This is a genomic window from Corynebacterium sp. MSK073 (assembly GCF_030232085.1).
Taxonomy (GTDB): Bacteria; Actinomycetota; Actinomycetes; order Mycobacteriales; family Mycobacteriaceae; genus Corynebacterium.
In genome coordinates, this window is sequence record NZ_JASPIY010000009.1 from 78,998 (window position 1) to 101,474 (window position 22,477).

The window sequence follows — 22,477 nt, forward strand, 5'->3', positions numbered from 1 at the left end:
ACCTACTTTTGGCGCGTCGTCGCCTGAATGGCCAAGTGCTCTAGCGTTTCCGTGATCTGCGGATCCACGTTCGCCGCACGCAGATGGGCTAACCCGGATTCCGTCAACGCGGTAATGCGGCGCTCAATCTCATCCGGGGCGCCGGAATCCGCAATGATTTGGGACAGGCGCAGCAAGTCCTGCGTATCGGAGGTGCGGCCGATGAATTTCCGCAGGGTAGCGGCGGCACTGGGGTCGCGTTCATCGGCGCGCTGTAGCGCTAAGGCAAGAAGCTCCGTGCGCTTGCCCTCTCGCAGATCGTCGCCGGCGGGCTTGCCCGTAATTTCGGGGTCCCCAAAGACCCCCAGTTGGTCATCGCGGAGCTGATACGCGATGCCGATATCGTGCCCATAGCCGCGGAAAGCCGAGATTAATTCTTCGCTTGCTCCCGCGATGGCAGCGCCCAAATGCAGGGGCCGCTCGATGGTATAGGCGGCGGTTTTATAGCGATTGACGGAATTGCTCAGCGCCACCGATTCCGAACCGGCTGCCTCGAGGGAAATATCGAGCAATTGGCCGCCCAAAACCTCGGTGCGCATTCCCCGCCAGGGCTCGCGCGCACGCTGCAAAGCCTCTGGGCTGAGCCCAGAATCCTGAAACATATCCTCGGCGTAGACCAGCGCAAAATCGCCCACCAAGATGGCCACGGACGTGCCAAAGAATTCCGGATCCCCTAAGAAATCGGACTCCCGGTGAAGGCGCTCTGCTTCCCGATGCACCGTCGGTTTCCCGCGCCTCGTATTCGACGCGTCAATGATGTCATCGTGGATAAGCGCGCAGGCTTGGATGAACTCCAGCGAGGATGCCGCGCGCAGCATCGCCTCTGGGGATTCCGAACCGCGCCCGGCGGCAAGGTAACCCGCCCACGCGTACATGGGGCGCACCCTTTTCCCGCCATCGAGGACGAATGATTCCAAAAAGCTCATGGCGGTACTGACCGGGGCACCGATTTCTGCCACGTGTTCCCGGCGCTGATCCAAGAAGATGGCCAGTTTTTCGCGCACCGCGCCGGGGATATCCGCAAGCTCAGGAATATTCGTCATAGTCACACTTTCACACGATACCGCCTAGAGCCGAGAAGAAATAACGCAGGTTTATAGCGGCAGGCCCACTCCTAAAATGGCAAAGGGCCGGGGATCCGCCGGGTAGCGATGGTGGCGCACGACATCAAAGAAGCCCACAGACCGGTAGAGGCGAAAAGCCCCGTTGGCTTCCCGTGGCGATTCCGGCGTTGATAATAAAGCATATTGGGCAGGGATATTCCACAGCAGCCCTTTTAGTAGCTGCCTGCCTAAACCGTGTCCTTGAAAGGAAGGCAGCACGTGTACTTCGGCCACCTCAAAGTAGCTGCGCAGCATGCCCCATTCGGACTCAGTTATCCCGCCATTGCGGCGCAGGGCGCGGCGCAGTTCGGAATCCCACCAAGTATCTGGTGAGCCTAAAAATCCATAGGCCACTCCCACGACGCCGTTGTCATGCGCAGCGATAAGCGCTGTAAACCCGGGCCGCATGGAATCCGACTGCCAATTGTCCACGCTGCGCGAAAACGTGACCGGGTCATATCCCATGGCCTCGATGTAGATCTCCACGAGTTGGGGAGCCAGCATAGAGAACTCTTGCGGGGTTAAGCGGCGGATTTCGAAACTCACGGTATCTATCACACCAGATACGTGTGGCTACCGGCGGACGAGGGTGGGGGCGGGGTTATTCAGTCGAACAAAGAAAACTATCGAACGTTGTTCGATATGCATCGATTTATGGCTGGTAAAACTCTTGAGTAATTCGAACAGGTGAACTAGAATAGGGGGTAGATGTCCGGTTGGCTACTTAAAGTCAACGGCAATCGAACACGGTTAGTTATTAGCGCAGTACAGGAGAAAAACAATGGCACAGATTATTTCGGCAACGCAGTCCCGCTCTACCGGTCGCTTCGCTGGCAAGCAGGGCGCAAAGCGGGCCCACTTTCTTTTCCAGGCCCGCGAGCTTCTAGATCAGGCCAGAAGCTACGCGGCGGATGGTCGCTTTGACCAAGCGCTAGAGGTGGCTTATCAGTCCGCATTGCGTACGGCGGGTGCGCGAGTAGCCGTGTCGGTGGTCTCTCGCCGCCGGCGCCTGCCAACGAGCGCGTGGGACCGCTTGGCTCTGGTCGGGGCCGAAGAAAAGCAGTGGGCGGAAGCTTTTAAGACCTATTCTCGTACTCGCGCCCGGGTGGGATCTGGCTTGGATGCAACTCCGGATGAGGAGTATGTCTACGGGCTAATGGAGCAGGCGGCGCAATTTTTAGATGAGAGTGAAACCGAGACGATTCTGGGATCCTTTGCGGCATAGCAGCAGCATTGCGGCGCCATAATCACTGTTGAGGGGAATAACTACCTTTTGGGGAACATACTGGTTACTCTGGGCGTTAGTATTGGTAGAAGATATATCGGCCGAAGCCCAGTCCCTAGTTGGAGGAAAAGTGTCTCTTTCTGAGCAGGAGCAACGCACGCTCCGTGAAATAGAGGAATCGTTATTAGCGGACGATCCTAAATTTGGCGCTTCTGTGTCTGAATCTACCTCGATCGGCGGATCCGGCGGCGCAGTTACCCTACGTGGGGTCGCGCTCATCGTGGTTGGTTTGTGCATGCTTGTTGGCGGCGTGGCCTTGGCGCAGCAAAGCTTGTGGTTTATTGCGCTCTCCATCGCCGGATTCCTCGTCATGTTCGCCGCTGGCGTGTGGATGCTCCGCGGCGACCAGCCCGCTAGTGCAGGAAAGAAAAAGTCCACCAATGGGCGGTCAAAGAAAGCAGCCTCGTCTCGTAACAGTGGGGTAGGCAGCAAGTTGGAAGAAAACTTCCGTCGGCGCTTTGAGGAAAGCTAGCTGCGAACTCTTCATTTCCCCAGTCACCAAGAAGGGTGGCTGGGGATTTTTTACGCCTTACCAAAATTTCCCACTTTGCCCCACCTTCTGACCAAAACCGCGGCGCGGTGGGGGCTTGTGGGTGGCAGAGGGTGGTAGCAGGTCGGATATGCAGGCATTGCGCTGTAAGTGGTGTATGAGGTGGGGCGATCTCGATGTTGTAAATGGGGCTAAAGGGGTGGATTTTCGGGGTTGTCAAGGTGGGGCGCGGGATTTCTCCCCACCGTAAAAATACCCTTTTAACTGCACATATTTTTTGAGTTATTAAGAATATGGCGATTTAAGTGGGGTATGTGGGGGAACGTGGGGTAGAGTGGGGCGCAGCGGAGGAATGGGGTTGAAAAACTCTCTTCTGACGTGAGGGAATCCGGAGTTGTCGAGTGAGGAAGGTGGACGCCGGGATGTTTCTCGGAACCTACACTCCGAAGCTTGATGACAAAGGGCGCTTAACGCTTCCTGCAAAATTTCGCGACGAGCTCGCCGGTGGCCTGATGGTTACCAAGGGGCAGGACCATTCTTTGGCCGTGTACCCGCGCGAAGAGTTCGCCGAACGCGCACGGAAGGCTGCGGCGGTTTCTCGAACCAACCCGGAAGCGCGCGCTTTCATTCGTAACTTGGCGGCAAGTGCGGACGAACAGCGGCCCGACGGGCATGGTCGCATCACCTTGTCCGCAGGCCACCGTGAGTACGCGGGCTTGTCCAAAGAGTGCGTGGTGGTTGGCTCAGTAGATTTCCTCGAAATTTGGGATGCAGCCGCGTGGGCTGAGTATCAATCGCAAACTGAAGATGCTTATTCGGCAGCAGATGCCGATGACGTACTTGCGGGCTTGCTGTAAAAGCCCGCATCTCGAGTGCGTGTAAGGACTCTGTCCGAGGCGGATGATTCTGGTGTACTTCCCCGATATCAGAAACCTGCCTCGGACAGGGCCCTATATGCACTCGTCGTGCTTTCCACGATAGGAAGTCCTGCACAGCGGAAATAAGAAAGGGGGACGCGGGGAGTAATGGCTACAACTGACCTTAATTACAATGTGGCGGATAACCACGGCCATGTGCCGGTCATGCGCGAGCGCATGGCAGAGCTCCTGCGCCCCGGAGTGGAGGCTGCGGGCTCGCAGGCTGTGCTTGTCGATGCCACCTTGGGTGCCGGCGGCCACAGCGAGTACTTCCTCCAGACCTTCCCGCAGGCACGCGTTATCGGTGTGGACCGCGATGAGCAGGCATTGCGCAATGCTTCGGCCAGGCTAGAGCCCTTCGGCCCGCGTTTTTGCGCGGTTAATGCTCGCTTCGATGAGTTGGGTACCGCCATTGCCCAGGGCGAGGGTGATATCTTTGATGCTGCCCGCGCCCACGGAATCGCGGGAGCCCTCTTCGATTTGGGCGTTTCTTCCATGCAGCTGGATCAGGCAGAGCGCGGCTTTGCCTATAAGACGGACGCACCGCTGGATATGCGGATGGATCCGAGCCACGGGCTTACCGCCGCTGACGTGCTCAATACGTATTCGCACGGGGACCTGGCGCGGATTCTCAAGACCTATGGTGACGAGCGCTTTGCGGGCAAGATTGCCTCCGCTGTGCTCAAGGAGCGCGAGAAGGAACCGTTTAGCACCTCGGGCCGCTTGGTTGAGCTTCTATACTCGACCATCCCTGCGGCAACGCGCCGCACGGGTGGGCATCCCGCAAAGCGCACGTTCCAGGCGCTGCGAGTAGAGGTCAACCGCGAGTTGGAGGCCATTGAAAATGTGCTTCCCGTAATCACCAGTGCGCTTTCCATTGGGGCGCGCGCGGTCTTTATGAGCTACCAGTCCTTAGAGGACCGCCTCGTAAAGGCAGCATTCAAGGAGCTATCTACGTCCACCACGCCTGTCGGTCTACCGATGGACCTGCCGGGCACCGCACCGGAATTCGCCACGGTTACCCGTGGGGCCGAAAAAGCATCTGCGGCGGAAGTAGAAGAAAATTCCCGCGCCGCGTCGGTGCGCGTGCGGGCTCTAGAACGGCTCGAAGGCACGCCAGAATTTTTACCCCCGGGAGGCAAGAAATGAGCACCATCCCACGCCGAAACCAGCACTTGACGGACAGCCGCGACAGAGAGGCCACTCGCAGCATGGGCGCCAGCCGAGACTTCACCACCGGAATCGACACCGGAGTGCCTACCGCTGTGCGCGAGCGCACCGCCCCTAGGGTTACCGGGAAAACGGCGCGCCGGACGGCTCCTAGCCGTACCCGGGTTCCGCACCGCGGGGCGAAGCGGCTTGGTTCGAAGCAGGTCGTCAGCTTCCGCGGCCGGCGGGTGCAACAGCAGACGAAGCAGAATAATGCTTTTACCCGCGTTGCTGTCTTAGCCGTTACCTTGCTGATTGGCGGGGTAGTGCTGGCCATGTGGCTATCTGGTTTGTCCACCTCGCAGACGTTTAAGATCCAGCAGCTAACGGTGCAGGAATCGCAGTTGGATAATCAGATTGAGTCGCTGAACCGTGATGCAGAGAACTTAAGCTCCTCGGCGGATATTGCCCGCCGCGCGGATGAGCTGGGCTTGGCCGTACCCAAGCAACCCGGCGTGACTGAGGTCGGCGGGGATGGCGAGATCATCGCCAAGCGCGAAGGCACTCCTGATACGGAAAAGCTTATCGATGTTAACGGTGAACCCATCCGCCCGGGCCAAGCCTCGAGCGACCCGAAGGATACGGAGGGAATGTCTGATTCCCTTAACGCTGTGCCGCGCGGGCAGCAGCAACATGCGCGCGGTAATGATGCGGACGAGGATCGGGATGAGCACCGCGGCAGCGATAACGACGATAATCGCGATGACGCCAGCGATAATCGCCCCAACCTTCCCGCCCGCGCGCCGTACACCAGCCAGGCCGATTAAACGGACAGAATAAGTGGTGAAATTCTCTGTGCTCGCGCGTGGTAGCGCGGGCACTGCCCATCTTGTAGGGCACAATCGATACACGCAAGAACCTGTGGCGGCGAAGGGAAGGTGACTGAGCACCGTGACTGCACCGAATAATGGTGGCAACCGTGGATACCGTCCGCGGCCGCGCCGCACCGCTAGCTCTGTTGTGCCCCAAAAAGCGATCATGCGCCAGCGCCTGCGCATCATTTTGACCTGTGTTGTCGTCGCCACCGTCGCCTTGGGCGGGCGCCTTGCGTGGGTCCAATTGGTCTGGGGCCCAGATCTTGCGGCAAAGGCTGTTACCCAGCGCGAACGCGTCTATATCGACCCGGCCCGCCGGGGAGAGATCCTGGACCGGGATGGCCAGCGTTTGGCCTATACAATGAAGTCTCGTTCCTTGACTGTCTCTCCCACGCGCCTGCGCGATGAGCTCAAAGAGCAGGCCAAGATGGAAGCCACCTCCGAGGGAAAACTCGAGGGCATGGATGAGGGCAAGAAGGACGAGTACCTCACCAAACAAATGGAAGACAAGCTCAAGGAGATGGCTGAGGGCATCCCGAAGATGATTGAGGATTCGGGTGCCTCTGCCTCCAAGGTTGATGCGAGCGATATTAAAAACAAGCTCAAGGCCGATACCCAGTACGAGGTCTTGGTCCGCAATGTGGACCCAGATGTCGCCGTAGAGATTTCCAATAAGTACCACGGCGTGGCGGCCGACCGGCAAGATATCCGCCAGTACCCAAATGGGGCGATTGCAGAAAACGCTGTGGGCAAGGTCTCTATGGATGGCCACGGCCAATTCGGCTTTGAGGCGGCCCGCGATACCGAGCTGACCGGCATTGATGGGCAGTCAACGGAGGATGTCTCCGCCGATGGGCAGGTCATCCCCGGCACGCTGCGCGATGTTGTGGATGCCGTCGATGGTCGCGATGTCACCCTCACCCTGGATTTGGACCTGCAGACTTACGTCCAGCAAAAGCTGGAAAAGGCCAAGGCCAATTCCCAGGCGGAGGGTGCCGAGGCCGTTGTGCTTGATGCCGCGACGGGCCAGGTGCTCGCCATGGCTAATACCGACACGGTGGATCCGAATAAGAATATCGAAGACCAGCTTAAAGAGGGCAAGGACTTCGAGAACCGTAGCATCTCCCACCCCTATGAGCCGGGTTCCGTTGCCAAGATAGTGACGGCGGCAGCCGCATTGCAGGAGGGTATTACCACTCCGGATGAGGTGCACCAGGTTCCGGGCTCCATCGACATGGCTGGCGTGACCGTCAACGATGCCTGGAATCACGGCACCGAGCCGTATACCACCACCGGCATCTTTGGTAAGTCCTCCAACGTGGGCACCTTGATGATCGCGGATAAGCTTGGCCCCGAGAAATATGCCGAGTACCTGAAGAAGTTTGGCTTGGGCGCTAACACGGGCGTTGAGCTTCCGAATGAATCCGCCGGCACGGTGCCAGACCAAGAGCAATGGTCCGGCGGCACCTTTGCCAACTTGCCCATCGGCCAGGGCCAGGCGTGGACGACGCTGCAGATGGCTAGCGTGTATCAAGCATTGGCCAACGGCGGCGAGCGCATCGAACCGCGCATCATCGACGAGATCAAAGACCCCGATGGCGAGACGGAAAAGCTACCCGAGCCTAAGAAGACCCAGGTAGTGGACAAGGAAACCGCCAAGACTGCGGTGGATATGTTCCGCGCCGTCTTCCAAGATGACGATGCCGGGGTGCAAAACGGTACGGCCGCCAACGCCCAATTGGATGGCTACCAGCTCTCCGGTAAGACCGGTACCGCGCAGAAGGTGGACCCGAATTCCGGGGCGTATTCTAATTCTGCCTACTGGATCACCTTTGCGGGCATTGCGCCTGCCGATGACCCACGATTCGTCGTCGCAGTCATGCTCGATGAGCCCAAATCCGGCGTGGAAGACAATGGCGGCGGCGGCCAGTCTGCGGCCCCAATCTTCCGGGATATCTCTTCCTGGCTGCTTAACCGCGATAATATTCCTACCTCGACACCAGCGCCGCGGATGACCCTGCGGGAACAATAGGAGCTTGAAATGTCTGTTTCCTTAGAAAAACTTGCGCAGCTTTCGCACGGACGCGTCATCGGTGATGGCACCGTTGAGGTCAGCGCGTGCGGCTTGGATTCCGCGAGCCTTCCCGAAGGCGCATTATTTGCCGCCCTTCCGGGCACGCGCGTGCACGGCGCCCAGTTCGTCGGCGATACCAAGGCGGGCGCGGTGCTTACCGATGCCCCCGGGCTCGATCACCTTCGCCAGGCTAACGAAACCCGGCCGATCATCGTGGTAGAAGATATCCGCGCAGTCCTAGGTCCGATTGCAGCAGAAATCTACGGACACCCCACCCGCGATCTCACGGTCTTGGGTATTACCGGCACCTCCGGCAAGACCACGACTAGTTACTTGCTGGAGGCTGGCCTCTTGCAGGCCGGGCACTCCGTCGGCCTTATCGGAACCACCGGCACCCGCATCAATCGCACGCCGGTGCCCACCTCTTTGACCACGCCGGAAGCCCCACGGCTGCAAGAACTTTTCGCCCGCATGAAGGACGAGGGCGTGACTCACGTGGTCATGGAGGTCTCCTCCCATGCTTTGGAGCTCGGCCGCGTGCGCGGAACCAACTTTGCTGTGGCCGGGTTCAGCAACCTCAGCCAAGACCACTTGGATTTCCATCCCACGATGGAGGAGTACTTTTCGGCCAAGTCCCGGCTATTCCTAGGGGAGCAGGCCGCCCAGCGCGCGGTCATCTGTGTTGATGATGAGTGGGGCGAGCGCCTCCGCGGAAAGATAGAAGACGCCGGTTCTCCGGTTACGACGGTGGCAACGCGTACAGGCGATGCCACGATCTCCGCCCGGCAGACGGCTACCGAGGCGACCGGTGCACAGGAGGTTGACCTCAACCTAGACGGCACCGACTATTCCTTCCGGCTACCGCTGCCCGGCGAATTCAATATCGCCAATGCTGCGCTCGCCCTAGGGATGGCTACTGCGGTGGGCGAAGACCCGCAGGTCTTTTTGACCGGCGTGGAAAACGTCGCCGTTCCGGGGCGCATGGAAAGGATCGACCGCGGTCAGGACTTCGTGGCCGTGGTGGATTATGCCCACAAGCCCGCGGCCATCGCGGCGGTGCTCGATACCCTGCGCCTGCAATTGGAGGGCACTACCGGTCGCGTCGGCGTCGTCGTGGGCGCCGGCGGTGACCGCGATAGCACCAAGCGCCCGATTATGGGAGAGGCTGCGGCCACCCGGGCGGATCTCACGGTGGTGACCGATGATAATCCGCGCACCGAGGACCCAGCCGCGATTCGCGCAGCGGTCATTGAGGGCGCTCGCCAGGCCGCACCGGACGCCGATATTCGGGAGCAGGGCTCGCGCGCACACGCCATCGATGAAGTGGTGGATTGGGCGGAGCCGGGCGATGCCATCATCGTCGTCGGCAAGGGCCATGAGGTAGGCCAGCTCGTCGGCGAGCGCACGCTGCACTTTGATGACCGAGAGGAAATGGCGCGCGCCATTGAGGAAAAGCTGGCAGGAACGGCGCATCGCGATACTCTTAGGGATACGAAGGAGTAGTAATGATTCCACTTTCTATTGGAGATATCGCCGCGATAACCGGCGGTAGCCTGGATGGCGTTGATGATCCCGATGAACGCGTGACCGGCTTCGTGGAGTTTGATTCGCGCAAGGTCACCACCGGCAGCTTGTTCGTAGTCCTGCCCGGTGCCCGCGTCGATGGCCATGATTTTGCAGAAAAAGCCATAGAGCAAGGCGCCGTGGCCGTGCTGGCCGCTCGGCCGGTGGGGGTACCGGCGATCATCGTCAAGCCCCAAGGCCGCGTGACCGGTAACGCCGCCAATGCCGATATTTATGCCAACGATGAGGATGGCTCCGCCGCCGCTGTGATCGGGGCATTATCCGATCTCGCGCGCGAGGTGACCTCCCGCCTCGCCGCGGAACAGGGCTTGGATATCGTCGGCGTTACTGGCTCTGCGGGCAAGACTTCTACCAAGGATTTGCTGGCTACCATTTTCCGCGCCGAGGGCGAAACCGTCGCCCCGCCCGGCTCCTTCAATAACGAGGTAGGCCTTCCCTATACCGCCCTGCGCTGCGATGAGCACACCCGCTTCCTCGTGGCGGAAATGTCCGCGCGCGGCATCGGCCATATTCGCCACCTGACCGAGATCACGGCCCCGACGGTGGGCGTGGTGCTCAACGTGGGCACCGCCCACCTAGGCGAGTTTGGCTCGCGGGAGAATATCGCCCAGGCCAAGGGCGAGCTTATCGAGTCCCTGCCCGCCGCGGCAGACGGCGGGGTAGCGGTCCTGAATGCGGACGATCCCTTCGTCGCCTCGATGGCACCGCGCACGCAGGCTAAGGTGGTCTATTATTCCGCCAACCGCCCGCAGGCCGCGGATGCGCAGTACTATGCCACCGATATTGAGCTTGACGATGTCGCCCGCCCGTCCTTTACCTTCCACGCCCCCGGCGTCGAGCCGATGAGCATTAAGCTACAGGTCTTTGGCAAGCACCAGGTCTCTAATGCCCTGGCCGCGGCCGCAGCGGCCATCGAATCGGGCGTGGAACCCGCCGTTGCCGCGCGGGCGCTCAGCGGACACCAGACGAGCTCGGCGCACCGCATGGACGTGCGCACCCGCCGCGATGGCGTCACCGTCATCGATGACTCCTATAATGCCAACCCGGATTCGATGCACGCGGCGATTGCCGCCTTGGCCTATACCTCCGCGGCCCGCCCGGATGCCCGCTCCATCGCGGTGCTGGGGGAGATGGGCGAGCTTGGCGGCGAAGCCGTCGAAGCTCACCGCATCCTAGGATCGGTGCTCTCGAAATACCACGTGGATCACCTCGTTGCGGTAGGAGAAGGCGCGCATACCGTAGCCATGGTGGAGGCCGCGCACGCGCACGGCATCCAGACCGAACTTTGCCCCGATATTGAGGCCGCGACGACGGCCGTAGAAAATATCCTGCGGGTAGCCCCTGCCGGGGTGGAGGACTGGTCCACGCGCGCGGCCAAGGACGTCGTCCTCGTGAAATCCTCGAATGCCCAGCGCTTGTGGCGCGTGGCAGAACAGCTCAATCGCCGTTAGTCCCTATCTCAAGGAGAAAGATCTCTAGCAATGACTCAGATCATTATCGCGGGCGTCGTTAGTTTCCTCGTCGCGATTTTTACCACCCCAGTTTTGGTTCGGTATTTTTCTGGCGTCGGAAAAGGCCAAGAAATCCGCGAAGACGGCCCGCAGCTTCACCTGCGCAAGCGGGGCACCCCGACGATGGGCGGTCTGGCGATCTTGCTGGCCATCACGGTGGCCTACCTCATCGTGGGCATCTATGCCCGCGCAACCGGCAACGGTGGATTTAGCCCCTCGGGGTTATTGGTCTACTTCTTGACCATGGGACTCGGCGGCCTGGGTTTTGCCGATGACTTCATCAAGCTGTTCAAAAAGCGCAACCTCGGCCTTAATAAAACAGCCAAGCTGGTAGGCCAGCTGGCCATCGCGCTCATCTTCGGCATCCTCGCCCTACAATTCCCGGATGCCAATGGGCTAACCCCTGCCTTGACCAACCTGTCCTTCGTCCGCGATTTCGATACGTTCGATATCGCCGTTGGCGGCGCCGTGATTGGCACGATCATTTTCTTGGTCTTTTTATACCTGCTCATCGCCGCGTGGTCGAATGCGGTCAACCTGACCGATGGGCTGGACGGCCTCGCCGCCGGTACCACCGCCATGGTGATGGGTGCCTATACGCTCATTAGCTTCTGGCAGTTCCGCAACTCGTGCTCGATTTCCCCGGCCGCCGGCTGCTACGAGGTCCGCGATCCCTTGGATCTCGCAGTGCTCGCAGCCGCGGGCCTGGGCGGCTGCCTCGGCTTCCTGTGGTGGAATGCCGCACCGGCGAAGATCTTCATGGGCGATACCGGATCGCTCGCGCTTGGCGGCCTCGTCGCCGGCCTTTCTGTGACCACCCGCACCGAGCTGCTGATGATCGTCATCGGCGCCATCTTCGTCATTGAAACGGTCTCCGTGGTCATCCAGATCGTGGTCTTCCGCACGACGGGCAAGCGCTTTTTCCGCATGGCGCCCATCCACCACCACTTTGAAAACGGCGGCTGGGCCGAAACCGCGGTTGTCACGCGTTTCTGGCTATTAAGCGCGATGGCCGCGATGGCGGGCATCTGCATCTTCTACGGCGATTGGCTCTCTGCAGCCAGCTTTGGAAACCTGCAATAAAGTTTTGGCACTAGATACTTAAGGATTGAGGCACTCATCATGGCTGAGCTACCACCTTTTCTGCGCGGGCGCGTCCTCGTCGCAGGAGCCGGCGTCTCTGGCCGCGGGTGCGTGGCGATGCTCGCGCGCCTCGGCGTGGATACCACCGTCGCCGATTCCAACGCCGCGGCCCTAGCGGCCCTGGCGGAAGAGTTCGGCGTGGCGACGGTTTCGACAGACGACCCAGCACCGGGCGAGTATGACCTGGTGGTGACCTCGCCGGGGTGGCGGCCCAATTCCGCCCTCTTAGATTCCTTCCAGGCCGCCGGCGTGGAGGTCATCGGCGATGTCGAGCTGGCCTATCGCCTCGACCGCGCCGAGGTCTTCGGCCCGCAGCGGACTTGGCTGGTTGTCACCGGCACGAACGGTAAGACCACCACCACGGGAATGCTGACCAAAATCATGCAGGCCGATACCGCTCGCAGCGGTCTGCGCGCGCAAGCCGTGGGCAATATTGGCGTCTCGCTATTTGATGCCCTGACCGCCTCCCCGCGGGTCGACGTCCTGTGCGCCGAACTCTCGTCCTTCCAATTGCACTGGTCCAGCGAGCTTCGCCCCGATGTAGGCGTGCTGCTCAACGTGGCCGAAGACCACCTGGATTGGCACGGTTCCTTTGACGCTTATGCCCGCGCCAAGGCCAAGGCCCTGCACGGCACGCGCGCCGTGGTGGGCAAGGACGATGCCGCGGCGGGCTGCTACGCTGAGGGAATCGACGGCGTGTATGGCTTTACCGCCGGCGAGCCGGCCACTGGTGAGGTAGGGGTGAGCGCCGGGCGCTTGGTCTCCAGGCTGGACGGGGAGGACGCCATAGATCTCGCCCCCGCCGAGGGCATCGAGCCGGCGGGCCTTGCGGGAGTCCTCGACGCGGCGGCGGCCGCGAGCGTGGCCCGCTTGGCAGGTGCCAGCCCCGCCGCCATACAGGAAGGCCTAGCCGCCTACGCGGTGGCCGGTCACCGCGGCGCCGTGGTGCACGAGCACGGCGGGATTTCCTATATCGATAACTCCAAGGCCACCAACCCGCACGCGGCCGATGCCGCTCTAGAAGGCTTCGATTCGGTGGTCTGGGTCGCCGGCGGCCAGCTCAAGGGAGCGGACGTGGATGAGCTCATCGCCACCCACGCCGCGCGGTTGAAGGCGGCGGTGCTGGTGGGCATCGACAAGAGCATCATCGCCGAAGCCTTGGCCCGCCGCGCCCCGCAAACCCCGGTTGAGCTCATCGAGGATACCGACCCACAGGTGGCGATGGACGCTGCAGTGCGCACCGCCGTGCAACACGCCGAAGCGGGCGATACCGTCCTCTTGGCACCGGCTGCGGCATCGTTGGATATGTACACCGGAATGGCCCAACGCGGCGACCTTTTTGCCGCGGCGGCGCGGGATATCGCCCGCGCGCATTAGACCTTTTTCAATCTAGGAGACTTCATGACGGCCACCTCCCCGCAGCGCCCCCGCGCAAAGAGCATGCGCGAGCGCATTCGTGATGTGCGCGAACAAGCCCGCCAGCAAGCCGGGCTAGATTATCAGCTGCTGCGCCTGATTATCTTCTCGCTCATTGGTATTGGCGTGGTCATGGTCTTTTCCTCGTCCATGGCTACGTCGCTGACAGAAGATGGTGGCGTGTGGAATCAGGCGCTGCGGCAAACCGCGATGGTTATTATCGGCTTGGGTGCATTCTGGCTCGGCCTCAAAGTTTCCCCGCACACGCTGCGCAAATTCATCCCGTGGCTATTGGCCCTTTCCATTTTGCTGTTGATCGCGGTGCTCATCCCCGGCATCGGTACCGGCCGCGAGGAGGTGGGCTCCCAGTCGTGGATCTACATTGGCCCGATTTCCCTGCAGCCTTCCGAGCTAGCACGCATCACGGTGGGCATGTTCGGTGCCTCGGTGCTCGCGGATAAGGAACACCATTCCCTCAAGCTCTCGGACCCGTTCATGATGTACTCGCTCATCGCGGGCCTCATGTTCCTGCTCATCGTGGGGCAGGGTGACTTGGGCATGGCCCTGTCCTTTGCCCTCGTTGTGGTCTTCACGCTCTTTTTCGCCGGCGTTAACAGGCGCGTGCCCATCATCATCGGCATCCTCTGTGCGCTGGGCCTGGTCGCTGTCTTCCTCATCGGCGGCTTCCGCTCCCACCGTTTCCACACCTATTTCGATGCCCTCTTTGGCAATATCTCCGATACCCAGGGCACGGGTTTCCAGTCTTACCAGGGCTTTCTCTCGCTTGCCGATGGCGGCTTCTGGGGCGTTGGCCTCGGCCAATCGCGTGCCAAGTGGTTCTACCTGCCAGAAGCCAAGAATGACTTCATCTTCGCCATCGTGGGTGAGGAGCTCGGCCTGTGGGGCGGCGCGCTGGTGATTTTCCTGTTTGCAGCCTTGGGCTATGTGGGGCTGCGCACCGCAACCCGCGCGCAGAACCAGTACCAATCCCTGCTGGCCGCGACGCTGACCATTGGCGTGGTGACCCAGGCGTTTATCAATATCGCCTATGTCGTCGGCTTGCTGCCGGTGACCGGTATTCAGCTGCCGATGATTTCCGCGGGTGGTACGGCCGCGATTATTACGATTGGCTCGATGGGCATTTTGTGCAACGTGGCCCGCCACGAGCCGATGCAGATTTCTGCCATGCAGAACTTTGGGCGCCCGCTATTTGATCGCCTCTTTTTCATTGGCGAGCCGCAACCGCTGACGGCGAGGAAGCAGAAAAAGCGGGGCCGGCACGCCCAGCCGCAGGAGACCCGTCCGCGGGTGCGCGACGAGCGCTACGGCCGGCCGGTGACCGGAAGTGGGCGGAGGTATCCGCGCGCCGAGCACCGCCCGAGGCGGTAGGCGCTGGTAGCCTTTAGGCTATGAATTCCACGCCATTTTCCGTCGTCCTTGCAGGTGGCGGCACTGCAGGACATATTGAGCCCGCCCTTGCCGTCGGTGAAGCTTTACGCGAGCGCTACGGCGCCAGGATTACCGCATTAGGGACCGAAAAGGGGCTGGAAAGCGATATTATTCCCGCCCGCGGCGTGGACCTGCGCCTAATTACGCCCGTGCCGATTCCCCGCAAGGTGAGCACCAACCTGGCCAAGTTACCCGTCAAGCTTGCGCGGTCCGTCCGCCAGGCGCGGAAGGTCTTAAAGGACGTGGAGGCCGATGTCGTCTTCGGCACCGGCGGATACGTCTCTGGGCCCGCCTATATAGCGGCGAAGACCTTAGGTATTCCGTTTTACGTCCTCGAGACCAATGCCTTGGCAGGTATGGCCAATAAGCTGGGCGTGAAGCTCGGCGGCATCGGCCTTAATGCCCACGCCAATTCCGGCATGGAGGGCGAGGTCATCGGCATCCCAGTGCGCCCCAGCCTGGCCGCGGCTGCCGGGGATAAGGACGGGAATACCGCTGCGGATGCCCGCACGAAGTGGGATTTAGCGCAGCTGCCCACCATCCTCATTACCGGCGGCTCCCAAGGAGCGGCCAGCATCAACGGCGCCGTAGCGGGCGCAGCGGAGGACCTCACTAAGGACTTCCAGCTCTTGCACGCCTATGGCAAGAAAAACGATTCGCCCAAGCCGTATCCCAACTACGCCGCTCTGCCGTATATCGACGACATGGCCGGTGCGCTCGCCGCGGCGGACCTCGTGGTGTGCCGTTCGGGCGCGATGACGGTGGCAGAGGTTTCCGCCGCGGGCCTTCCCGCCATCTACGTCCCGTTGCCACACGGCAATGGCGAGCAAGCGCTGAACTCGCGCGAATTGGTAGAAGCCGGTGCTGCGGTGCAGATTCCCGATGCCGAATTGGGCTCCGATCGCCTCATCGAAGAGGTCCGCGCCATTCTTGATGATCCAGAGCGCCTGAAATCCATGACGCAGGCCGCCGCCCAGTCTAAGGCGGGGGATGCGGCGAATATCATCGCTGACCGCATCGCCACCCGCGTGCAGGACGCAGAATTGCAGGCCGGAAAGAAGGATAAGTAAATGACCGATCCCGCACAGTACGATCTCAGCCGCGTCCACCTCATTGGCATCGGTGGTTCCGGGATGTCGGGTCTTGCCCGCATCCTCGCCGCACGCGGCGCCGTCGTTACCGGCTCCGATGTGAAGGACTCCACCCCGGTGGAGGTTTTGCGCTCGATGGGTGCCAAGGTGGCCATCGGCCACGCTGCGGACAACCTCAAGCTTTCCGGCGAGCTGCCCACCACCGTCGTCACCTCCTTCGCGGCGATTCCGCAAGATAACCCGGAGCTCGTCGCCGCGCGGGAGAATAATATTCCGCTCATTCGCCGCTCGGATCTGCTCGCCGCGCTGATGGAGGGCCACACCCAGGTGCTGCTGGCGGGCACGCACGGCAAGACCTCGACAACCTCGATGGCCGTGAGCGCCATGCAGCACGCAGGCCTGGATCCCTCCTTTGCCATCGGCGGCCAACTCAACCGCGCCGGCACCAACGCGCATGGCGGCACCGGTGAGGCCTTCGTTGCCGAGGCCGATGAGTCCGATGCCTCGCTCTTGCGCTATAGCCCCGATATCGCCGTCATCACCAACGCGGAGCCGGACCACCTTGACTATTTCCACTCCGCGGACGCCTACTTCAAGGTCTTTGCGGACTTCGCGGACCTGGTCACCCCGGATACCGGCTACCTCGTTGTGTGCGCGGAGGACGAGCACGCGGCTGAGATCGGTGAGCAGGCGCTCAGCCGCGGCATCAACGTCATCGGCTATGGCGGCGCAGAGAAGGCCCGCACCACCTCCGTTCCGCTCGCCGCGACGCTGACCGCGGAGGAGACCACCGCCGCTGGCATGGCGTGTACCGTGCAGCTGTCCCTGCCCGGCGTGGAGGAATCCGTGAGCTACCAGCTGCAGATTCCCGGCCACCACATGGTGCTCAACTCCATGGCGGCGCTAATCGCCGGCGTGCTATCGGGCGGCGATCCCAGCACCATCGCGGAGGGCCTTGCGGATTTCAGCGGCGTGCGCCGCCGCTTTGAGTACCGGGGCAGCGTGGACTGGCAGGGCGGCAGCGTCCGTGTCTTCGACGATTATGCCCACCATCCCACCGAGGTCGCCGCGGTGCTGCGGGCCGCGCGCGCCAAGGTTGCTGCCGAAGGCAATGGCGGGCGTGTTATCGCCTGTTTCCAGCCGCACCTGTACTCGCGCACCATGGAATTCGACGCCGAGTTCGCGCAGGCGCTTGCGCTTGCCGATGCCGCCGTTGTACTCGACATCTACGGTGCCCGCGAGCAACCCGTGGAAGGCATTACCTCCCGCATTATCACCAATAAGATGCCGGAGGAGATGGAGGTTATCTTTGAACCAGACTTTTCCGCCGCGGCCAAGGACGTGGTCTCCATCGCACAGCCGGGCGATATCATCTTGACCATCGGCGCCGGTTCCATCACCCTTGTTGCCGCGGAAATCCTCGATGAATTGCGGGCCCACTAGTGCGGGTGTCGAAGAAGCTCATTTTCGGCATCGTTGGCGGCCTGCTCGCCCTCGTGCTGGTGGTGGGCGCCGCGGTATGGGCGTTGCCCATTTTCAAGGTGAAAAACTTTGAGGTCGAGGGCGTGCACCAGCTCGATTCCGCCCAGGTCCAGGAGGCCGCGGGCGTGCCCGAGGGCGAAAACCTCTTGCGGGTGGATGCACACGAGGCCGCCAGTGGCGTTGCCAGCCTGGACTGGGCGGATTCGGTGACGGTTTCGCGCGACCTGCCATCGACCTTGACCATCTCTGTGCAGGAACATAAACCCGTCGCCTTCGTGAAGCGAGATGACACCACCTACCTCATCGATGACAAGGGCGAGGAATTTACCTCCGCCGAGCCGCCCGAAGGTGCGGTGGAACTTACCGGGGACATCGACAGTGGCTCCACCGAGGCCCAAGACGCGGTAGCTGCCATCGCCGCGCTTTCCGATGACGTGCGCCACCAAGTCGCCACCCTCGAAGTCACCGATTCCTACTCACTGCAGTTCACCATGAAGGATGATCGCCGCATTTTCTGGGGTGCGAGCGATAAAAATAACGACGATAAGGCCCGCGCCTTCGCCACCGTGCTGAAGATGGAGGGCCGAGAATGGAATATCTCTAACCCCGAACTGGTCACTACCCGCGGATAGGGTAGATACCTAGGCGGAGGCCTCGATAGACCCGAAAAATCCCCTGCCGCGCCGCGCCCGAAGCGTATGCGCTGCAGGGTCTTTTATTTTCTCTTTTAGGTGGTGTCAATGGTGTGGAAGTGGCGGACAAAACCGCAGGCCAACAACCCTAAAGTGGTACTTGAGAGTCCCGACACGCGTAAAATGAGCATGAAAATTACAGGTGTGTCGTTAAAGATGGAGGGGAACGCGATTCACGCTCGTGAAGCGCATACAATCCTCGTTTAATGCACGTGCAGACTTAAAGTAGCGAAAGGTGAGACCTGCTCACATGATCTCTTCCAACAACAATCTCGCGGATATCAAGGTCGTCGGCGTCGGCGGTGGCGGCGTCAACGCCGTGAACCGCATGATCGAAGAAGGCTTAAAGGGCGTCCAATTCGTCGCCATAAACACCGACTCCCAGGCGCTGATTTTCTCCGATGCCGATACCAAGCTCGACATCGGCCGCGAGGCCACCCGCGGATTGGGCGCAGGCGCTAACCCTGAGGTGGGCAAGACCTCCGCGGAAGACCACAAGTCCGAAATCGAGGACGCCTTGCAGGGCTCCGATATGGTCTTCGTTACCGCCGGCGAGGGCGGCGGCACCGGTACGGGCGCTGCACCCGTAGTCGCTTCCATCGCGAAGAAGATGGGCGCGCTGACCGTGGGCGTTGTCACCCGCCCCTTCAAGTTCGAGGGCGCGCGCCGTACCCGCCAGGCCATGGCCGGCATCGAGGAGCTGCGCGAGGTTTGCGATACCCTCATCGTTATTCCAAATGACCGCCTGATGCAGCTCGGTGGGGAAGAGCTTTCCATCGTGGAAGCCTTCCGCGCGGCCGATGAGGTTCTGCACAATGGTGTCCAGGGTATTACCAACCTGATCACCATCCCGGGCATGATCAACGTCGACTTTGCTGACGTTCGCTCCGTCATGTCTGATGCCGGCTCCGCCCTGATGGGCATCGGCTCCGCACGGGGCGATAACCGCGCCATGACTGCCGCCGAGCAGGCCATCAATTCGCCGCTATTGGAATCCACGATGGAAGGCGCCAAGGGCGTGCTGCTGTCCATCGCCGGCGGCTCTGACCTGGGCCTGCACGAGGTTAACTCCGCGGCCTCCATGGTCGAAGAGCGTGCCGACGAAGACGTCAACCTCATCTTCGGCACCATCATCGATGACACCTTGGGCGATGAAATCCGCATCACCATCATCGCCACCGGTTTCGATGCCGAGGCCAATGCCGCCCAGGCAGCATCTTCACAGCGTGCTCCCGAGCAGCGCAAGCCCGGCTCGCTCTTTGATAACCGCGACCGCGAGTCCGGCAACTCCGCCACCCCGGCACCTACCCAACCCGCCGCCGATGACTACGCACCGCGCCACTCCTATGAGCCGCGCGCCGGCCAGGACCGTGGCGTAGAAGAACGCCGCGCTGATGAGCGCCGCGTGGACGATCGCCGCTACGACGACCGCCGCGTGGAAGAACGCCGCCCCGAGGAGCGCCGCAGCGAGTCTGGCGGCCTGTTCACCAACTCCGATCGCTTCCGCGAGGAGCGTCGCGAAGACTACCGCCTGTCTCGGCCAAGTCAGCGCCGCGATGATGATGGCGATGATGATCTCGATGTGCCGTCCTTCATGCGCTAAGCGCAAACCGCTACGCTGGTGTGCATGCCAGTAAACGAGGAACATCGCACCAGCCGCCCCGTCCGCATGGTTTTTACCAGCCGTGCAGGCGGGGCGTCTGCATATCCATATGAGTCTTTCAATCTTGGCGGGCACGTCGGCGACGAACCAGCCAACGTCGCGGCCAACCGCGAGCGCCTCCTGCGCGTGACCGGGCTCGAGAATATCGTGTGGATGGAACAGCTCCACACCAATACGGTCACCGTCATCGACGGCCCGCGCGATACCCCGGTTCCAGCCACGGATGCGGTGGTGACCACGCAGCGCCGGCTTGGCCTCGGCGTCCTCGTCGCCGATTGCACGCCCGTGCTGCTTGTCGATGTCCCCGCCGGCGTCATCGCCGCCGTGCACGCCGGCCGGCTCGGCGCCCGCAACGGCATCGTGGTCAATACCGTGCGCGAGATGCAGAAACTAGGCGCTCAGCCGGAGCGAATCCAGGTGGTCATGGGCCCGGCCGCATCTGGGAAAAGCTACGAGGTTCCGGAAGAAATGGCCAACGATGTCGAACGGCGCCTTCCCGGCTCGAAGTGCAAGACCTCGAAAGGGACGTGGGGCATCGACGTGCGCGCTGGGCTTATCCGCCAATTGATGGGCCTGGGCATTACCAATATCGATTCTGATCCGCGCTGCACCATTGAGGACACGGATTTCTTTTCTTATCGCCGCGAAGGAACCACTGGCCGCCAGGCCGGTGTGATTTGGTTGGAGGCTAATCATGAGTAACCGGAAACAAGAACTGGCAGATAACCTCGCCGCAACAAAGGAACACATTAGCGCCATCGCCGCCGAGCATGAGCGCCCGGCACCGCAATTGCTGGTCGTGACCAAGTTCCATCCCGCAGAGGACATCGCCCTTTTGGCTGAGCTCGGGGTGGAAGACGTCGCGGAAAACCGCGAGCAAGAAGCCCGGGCAAAGGCACAGGAGCTAGAGCAGCTGCGCTTTCACATGATTGGCCAGATTCAAACCAAGAAGGCCAACCACGTCGCGCGGTGGGCTACTAGTGTGCATTCGGTGGATTCGGTGAAGCTGGCCAACGCGCTGGACCGCGGCGTGAGCCTGGCAAAAGAACGCGGCCAGCGAGAGAACAACCTCCCAATATTCATTCAGGTTTCTGCCGATGGCGATACGTCGCGCGGGGGAGTAATCCGCGAGGAATTGGATGAGGTGATCGAGTCCGTCGAGGCGGCGGAGCACCTAGAATTCGCCGGGCTCATGGTGGTTCCTCCTCTCGATGCCGATGCGCGGGAAGTATTTTCCACGGTGCGCGCAGACGTGGATCGCCTGTCCGAACGCCTTGGCCGGCAGCTCAAACTATCAGCCGGGATGAGTGCAGATATGGATGCGGCGATTGCTGCGGGCACCGATATTGTGCGTGTCGGAACCAGCATCATGGGAAAGCGCCCAGTAGGTTAAAAATATCGCAAAAGCGCATTTCACAGCGTAAATCACATGAGTCACATCATTCACATTTGCGCGCTTGAACTTGAACAAATTTAGGTCAGAGGGAGACCCAAAATGTCATTCATTGATAGGACGAAGAATTTCTTCGGGCTTGGTCCGATGGATTTCGAAGAAGACGACGCCTACTACAACGACGAGCCGCGTTACGCGGGCAACGGAGCTGCCACTTCTGCGGCCTACGCCCCACGCCGCGCCCCGCAGGCCTATGAGCCAACCCCAGCGCCTGCGCCCGTCGAGGAGAAGTTCGTTCCGACTATCGTGGCAATCTCCTTGACCTCGTTCAACGATGCCGCCAAGGTGGGCGAACCCTTCCGCGATGGCGATGCAGTGGTCTTTGAGCTTACCGATGCCGAGCGCGGAACCGCCAAGCGCTTCATCGACTTCGCCGCAGGCCTCTGCTTCGGCCTGGAAGGCCGCATGCTCAACCTGTCGAAGGGCATGGACACCCAGCGCAAGGTATTCGCCGTCGTGCCTAAGTCCGCTGATATTGCCAAGCCTGAACTAGAGCGCGCCGCCGGTCTGCGCTAGGTTCGCGGGCTAGGTAAAACGACGCACATCCCATTAACCCCCGTACGGTGCGCAATGCGCACGTGCGGGGGACTATTCGATAGGCTGAGTAATCGTGACTGAAATTGGAATTATTCTCATCTTCTTGGTGAGGGTTTATACATGGGTATTGATCGCCCGGATTATTATTGAGATGATTCAATCTTTCTCGCGGCAATTCAACCCGCCGCGCTGGTTCATGATCATCGCTGAGCCCCTTTTCGCCATCACGGATCCGCCGGTCAAGGCGCTGCGCCGGGTCATTCCTCCGCTGCAGATGGGTGGAATCGCGCTAGATGTTTCCGTCTTAGTGCTGTTTTTCATCCTGTCGTTCCTGACGCTTTTCCTGCAGGTAATTTTCTTGTAGGACGACCCCGCATCACCCCGTAACCTGTGGTAGACATTGAGAGTCAGCGTTACGTCCATTATTGTGGACTTTCGGTTACAATAAAATGCGATAATCCGTATCATGAACCACATATAACTTTGTGGGGAAGGTTTAGATAAACTGGAACCGCAGCTCCTAA

The 22,477-nt window shown here is 61.0% G+C and carries 21 protein-coding genes; 19 read left to right on the forward strand and 2 right to left on the reverse strand.

The window, feature by feature from the left end:
• Positions 1-2 precede the first annotated feature (2 nt).
• Together QP970_RS07590 and QP970_RS07595 are read right to left on the reverse strand one after the other, a co-directional pair.
• The gene (locus QP970_RS07590; RefSeq protein ID WP_239269942.1) at positions 3-1,082 is read right to left on the reverse strand and encodes a polyprenyl synthetase family protein; all 1,080 of its coding nucleotides are present in this window, start codon (positions 1,080-1,082) and stop codon (positions 3-5) included.
• A 51-nt stretch (positions 1,083-1,133) separates the two neighbouring features.
• On the reverse strand, positions 1,134-1,688 hold the full coding sequence (locus tag QP970_RS07595; protein ID WP_239269941.1) for a GNAT family N-acetyltransferase: 555 nt from the start codon (positions 1,686-1,688) through the stop codon (positions 1,134-1,136).
• Positions 1,689-1,923: 235 nt separating this feature from the next.
• Between QP970_RS07595 and QP970_RS07600 the strand changes: the two genes are divergently transcribed.
• From QP970_RS07600 to QP970_RS07690, 19 genes are all read left to right on the forward strand, one after another.
• On the forward strand, positions 1,924-2,367 hold the full coding sequence (locus QP970_RS07600; protein ID WP_239269940.1) for an SAV_6107 family HEPN domain-containing protein: 444 nt from the start codon (positions 1,924-1,926) through the stop codon (positions 2,365-2,367).
• 130 nt (positions 2,368-2,497) lie between these two features.
• Positions 2,498-2,899, forward strand: a complete 402-nt coding sequence (locus tag QP970_RS07605; RefSeq protein WP_239269939.1) for a DUF3040 domain-containing protein — start codon at positions 2,498-2,500, stop codon at positions 2,897-2,899.
• A 440-nt stretch (positions 2,900-3,339) separates the two neighbouring features.
• Positions 3,340-3,774 (forward strand): division/cell wall cluster transcriptional repressor MraZ, encoded by a 435-nt coding sequence (gene mraZ / locus QP970_RS07610; RefSeq protein WP_034654127.1) that lies wholly within the window; start codon positions 3,340-3,342, stop codon positions 3,772-3,774.
• Positions 3,775-3,942: 168 nt separating this feature from the next.
• Positions 3,943-4,983 (forward strand): 16S rRNA (cytosine(1402)-N(4))-methyltransferase RsmH, encoded by a 1,041-nt coding sequence (gene rsmH, locus QP970_RS07615; RefSeq protein WP_239269938.1) that lies wholly within the window; start codon positions 3,943-3,945, stop codon positions 4,981-4,983.
• Complete coding sequence (ftsL, locus tag QP970_RS07620) at positions 4,980-5,810, forward strand: cell division protein FtsL (protein ID WP_239269937.1); 831 nt, start codon at positions 4,980-4,982, stop codon at positions 5,808-5,810. The genes rsmH and ftsL overlap by 4 nt, the downstream gene beginning before the upstream one ends.
• Positions 5,811-6,021: 211 nt before the next feature.
• Positions 6,022-7,890: a peptidoglycan D,D-transpeptidase FtsI family protein gene (locus QP970_RS07625; protein WP_239269955.1), complete on the forward strand. Its 1,869-nt coding sequence runs from the start codon at positions 6,022-6,024 to the stop codon at positions 7,888-7,890.
• 9 nt (positions 7,891-7,899) lie between these two features.
• Positions 7,900-9,435 carry a UDP-N-acetylmuramoyl-L-alanyl-D-glutamate--2,6-diaminopimelate ligase gene (locus QP970_RS07630; RefSeq protein ID WP_239269936.1) on the forward strand — a complete coding sequence of 512 codons (1,536 nt, stop codon included), beginning with the start codon at positions 7,900-7,902 and terminating at the stop codon, positions 9,433-9,435.
• Between the two features lie 2 nt (positions 9,436-9,437).
• Entirely contained in the window at positions 9,438-10,967 is a 1,530-nt protein-coding gene (locus QP970_RS07635) for a UDP-N-acetylmuramoyl-tripeptide--D-alanyl-D-alanine ligase (protein ID WP_284869838.1), read from the forward strand.
• A gap of 30 nt (positions 10,968-10,997) precedes the next feature.
• Entirely contained in the window at positions 10,998-12,110 is a 1,113-nt protein-coding gene (gene mraY, locus QP970_RS07640; RefSeq protein ID WP_284869839.1) for a phospho-N-acetylmuramoyl-pentapeptide-transferase, read from the forward strand.
• 39 nt (positions 12,111-12,149) lie between these two features.
• On the forward strand, positions 12,150-13,547 hold the full coding sequence (gene murD, locus QP970_RS07645) for a UDP-N-acetylmuramoyl-L-alanine--D-glutamate ligase (RefSeq protein WP_284849663.1): 1,398 nt from the start codon (positions 12,150-12,152) through the stop codon (positions 13,545-13,547).
• A gap of 24 nt (positions 13,548-13,571) precedes the next feature.
• Positions 13,572-14,975: an FtsW/RodA/SpoVE family cell cycle protein gene (locus tag QP970_RS07650; protein WP_239269932.1), complete on the forward strand. Its 1,404-nt coding sequence runs from the start codon at positions 13,572-13,574 to the stop codon at positions 14,973-14,975.
• Positions 14,976-14,995: 20 nt separating this feature from the next.
• Positions 14,996-16,105: an undecaprenyldiphospho-muramoylpentapeptide beta-N-acetylglucosaminyltransferase gene (gene murG, locus QP970_RS07655; protein ID WP_239269931.1), complete on the forward strand. Its 1,110-nt coding sequence runs from the start codon at positions 14,996-14,998 to the stop codon at positions 16,103-16,105.
• A complete protein-coding gene (murC, locus tag QP970_RS07660; protein ID WP_284869840.1) occupies positions 16,106-17,569 on the forward strand; it encodes a UDP-N-acetylmuramate--L-alanine ligase in 1,464 nt (487 codons plus the stop codon).
• The gene (locus QP970_RS07665; RefSeq protein ID WP_349819903.1) at positions 17,569-18,240 is read left to right on the forward strand and encodes a cell division protein FtsQ/DivIB; all 672 of its coding nucleotides are present in this window, start codon (positions 17,569-17,571) and stop codon (positions 18,238-18,240) included. Before murC ends, QP970_RS07665 begins: the two co-directional genes overlap by 1 nt.
• A gap of 310 nt (positions 18,241-18,550) precedes the next feature.
• Entirely contained in the window at positions 18,551-19,903 is a 1,353-nt protein-coding gene (ftsZ, locus tag QP970_RS07670; RefSeq protein ID WP_239269928.1) for a cell division protein FtsZ, read from the forward strand.
• Positions 19,904-19,927: 24 nt separating this feature from the next.
• Positions 19,928-20,665 (forward strand): peptidoglycan editing factor PgeF, encoded by a 738-nt coding sequence (pgeF, locus tag QP970_RS07675; protein WP_239269927.1) that lies wholly within the window; start codon positions 19,928-19,930, stop codon positions 20,663-20,665.
• Positions 20,658-21,356 (forward strand): YggS family pyridoxal phosphate-dependent enzyme, encoded by a 699-nt coding sequence (locus tag QP970_RS07680; RefSeq protein WP_239269926.1) that lies wholly within the window; start codon positions 20,658-20,660, stop codon positions 21,354-21,356. Before pgeF ends, QP970_RS07680 begins: the two co-directional genes overlap by 8 nt.
• Before the next feature lie 102 nt (positions 21,357-21,458).
• Positions 21,459-21,932 (forward strand): cell division protein SepF, encoded by a 474-nt coding sequence (locus QP970_RS07685; RefSeq protein WP_239269925.1) that lies wholly within the window; start codon positions 21,459-21,461, stop codon positions 21,930-21,932.
• A gap of 94 nt (positions 21,933-22,026) precedes the next feature.
• Positions 22,027-22,317 carry a YggT family protein gene (locus tag QP970_RS07690; protein WP_005278444.1) on the forward strand — a complete coding sequence of 97 codons (291 nt, stop codon included), beginning with the start codon at positions 22,027-22,029 and terminating at the stop codon, positions 22,315-22,317.
• Positions 22,318-22,477 lie beyond the last annotated feature (160 nt).

What these genes read in the sequence shown, in the direction of transcription:
- QP970_RS07590 (WP_239269942.1), bottom strand. Translation starts at nt 1,082, where the DNA reads ATGACGAATATTCCTGAGCTTGCGGATATCCCCGGCGCGGTGCGCGAA.
- QP970_RS07600 (WP_239269940.1), top strand. Translation starts at nt 1,924, where the DNA reads ATGGCACAGATTATTTCGGCAACGCAGTCCCGCTCTACCGGTCGCTTC.
- mraZ (WP_034654127.1), top strand. Translation starts at nt 3,340, where the DNA reads ATGTTTCTCGGAACCTACACTCCGAAGCTTGATGACAAAGGGCGCTTA.
- rsmH (WP_239269938.1), top strand. Translation starts at nt 3,943, where the DNA reads ATGGCTACAACTGACCTTAATTACAATGTGGCGGATAACCACGGCCAT.
- ftsL (WP_239269937.1), top strand. Translation starts at nt 4,980, where the DNA reads ATGAGCACCATCCCACGCCGAAACCAGCACTTGACGGACAGCCGCGAC.
- QP970_RS07625 (WP_239269955.1), top strand. Translation starts at nt 6,022, where the DNA reads ATGCGCCAGCGCCTGCGCATCATTTTGACCTGTGTTGTCGTCGCCACC.
- QP970_RS07630 (WP_239269936.1), top strand. Translation starts at nt 7,900, where the DNA reads ATGTCTGTTTCCTTAGAAAAACTTGCGCAGCTTTCGCACGGACGCGTC.
- QP970_RS07635 (WP_284869838.1), top strand. Translation starts at nt 9,438, where the DNA reads ATGATTCCACTTTCTATTGGAGATATCGCCGCGATAACCGGCGGTAGC.
- mraY (WP_284869839.1), top strand. Translation starts at nt 10,998, where the DNA reads ATGACTCAGATCATTATCGCGGGCGTCGTTAGTTTCCTCGTCGCGATT.
- murD (WP_284849663.1), top strand. Translation starts at nt 12,150, where the DNA reads ATGGCTGAGCTACCACCTTTTCTGCGCGGGCGCGTCCTCGTCGCAGGA.
- QP970_RS07650 (WP_239269932.1), top strand. Translation starts at nt 13,572, where the DNA reads ATGACGGCCACCTCCCCGCAGCGCCCCCGCGCAAAGAGCATGCGCGAG.
- murG (WP_239269931.1), top strand. Translation starts at nt 14,996, where the DNA reads ATGAATTCCACGCCATTTTCCGTCGTCCTTGCAGGTGGCGGCACTGCA.
- murC (WP_284869840.1), top strand. Translation starts at nt 16,106, where the DNA reads ATGACCGATCCCGCACAGTACGATCTCAGCCGCGTCCACCTCATTGGC.
- ftsZ (WP_239269928.1), top strand. Translation starts at nt 18,551, where the DNA reads ATGATCTCTTCCAACAACAATCTCGCGGATATCAAGGTCGTCGGCGTC.
- pgeF (WP_239269927.1), top strand. Translation starts at nt 19,928, where the DNA reads ATGCCAGTAAACGAGGAACATCGCACCAGCCGCCCCGTCCGCATGGTT.
- QP970_RS07680 (WP_239269926.1), top strand. Translation starts at nt 20,658, where the DNA reads ATGAGTAACCGGAAACAAGAACTGGCAGATAACCTCGCCGCAACAAAG.
- QP970_RS07685 (WP_239269925.1), top strand. Translation starts at nt 21,459, where the DNA reads ATGTCATTCATTGATAGGACGAAGAATTTCTTCGGGCTTGGTCCGATG.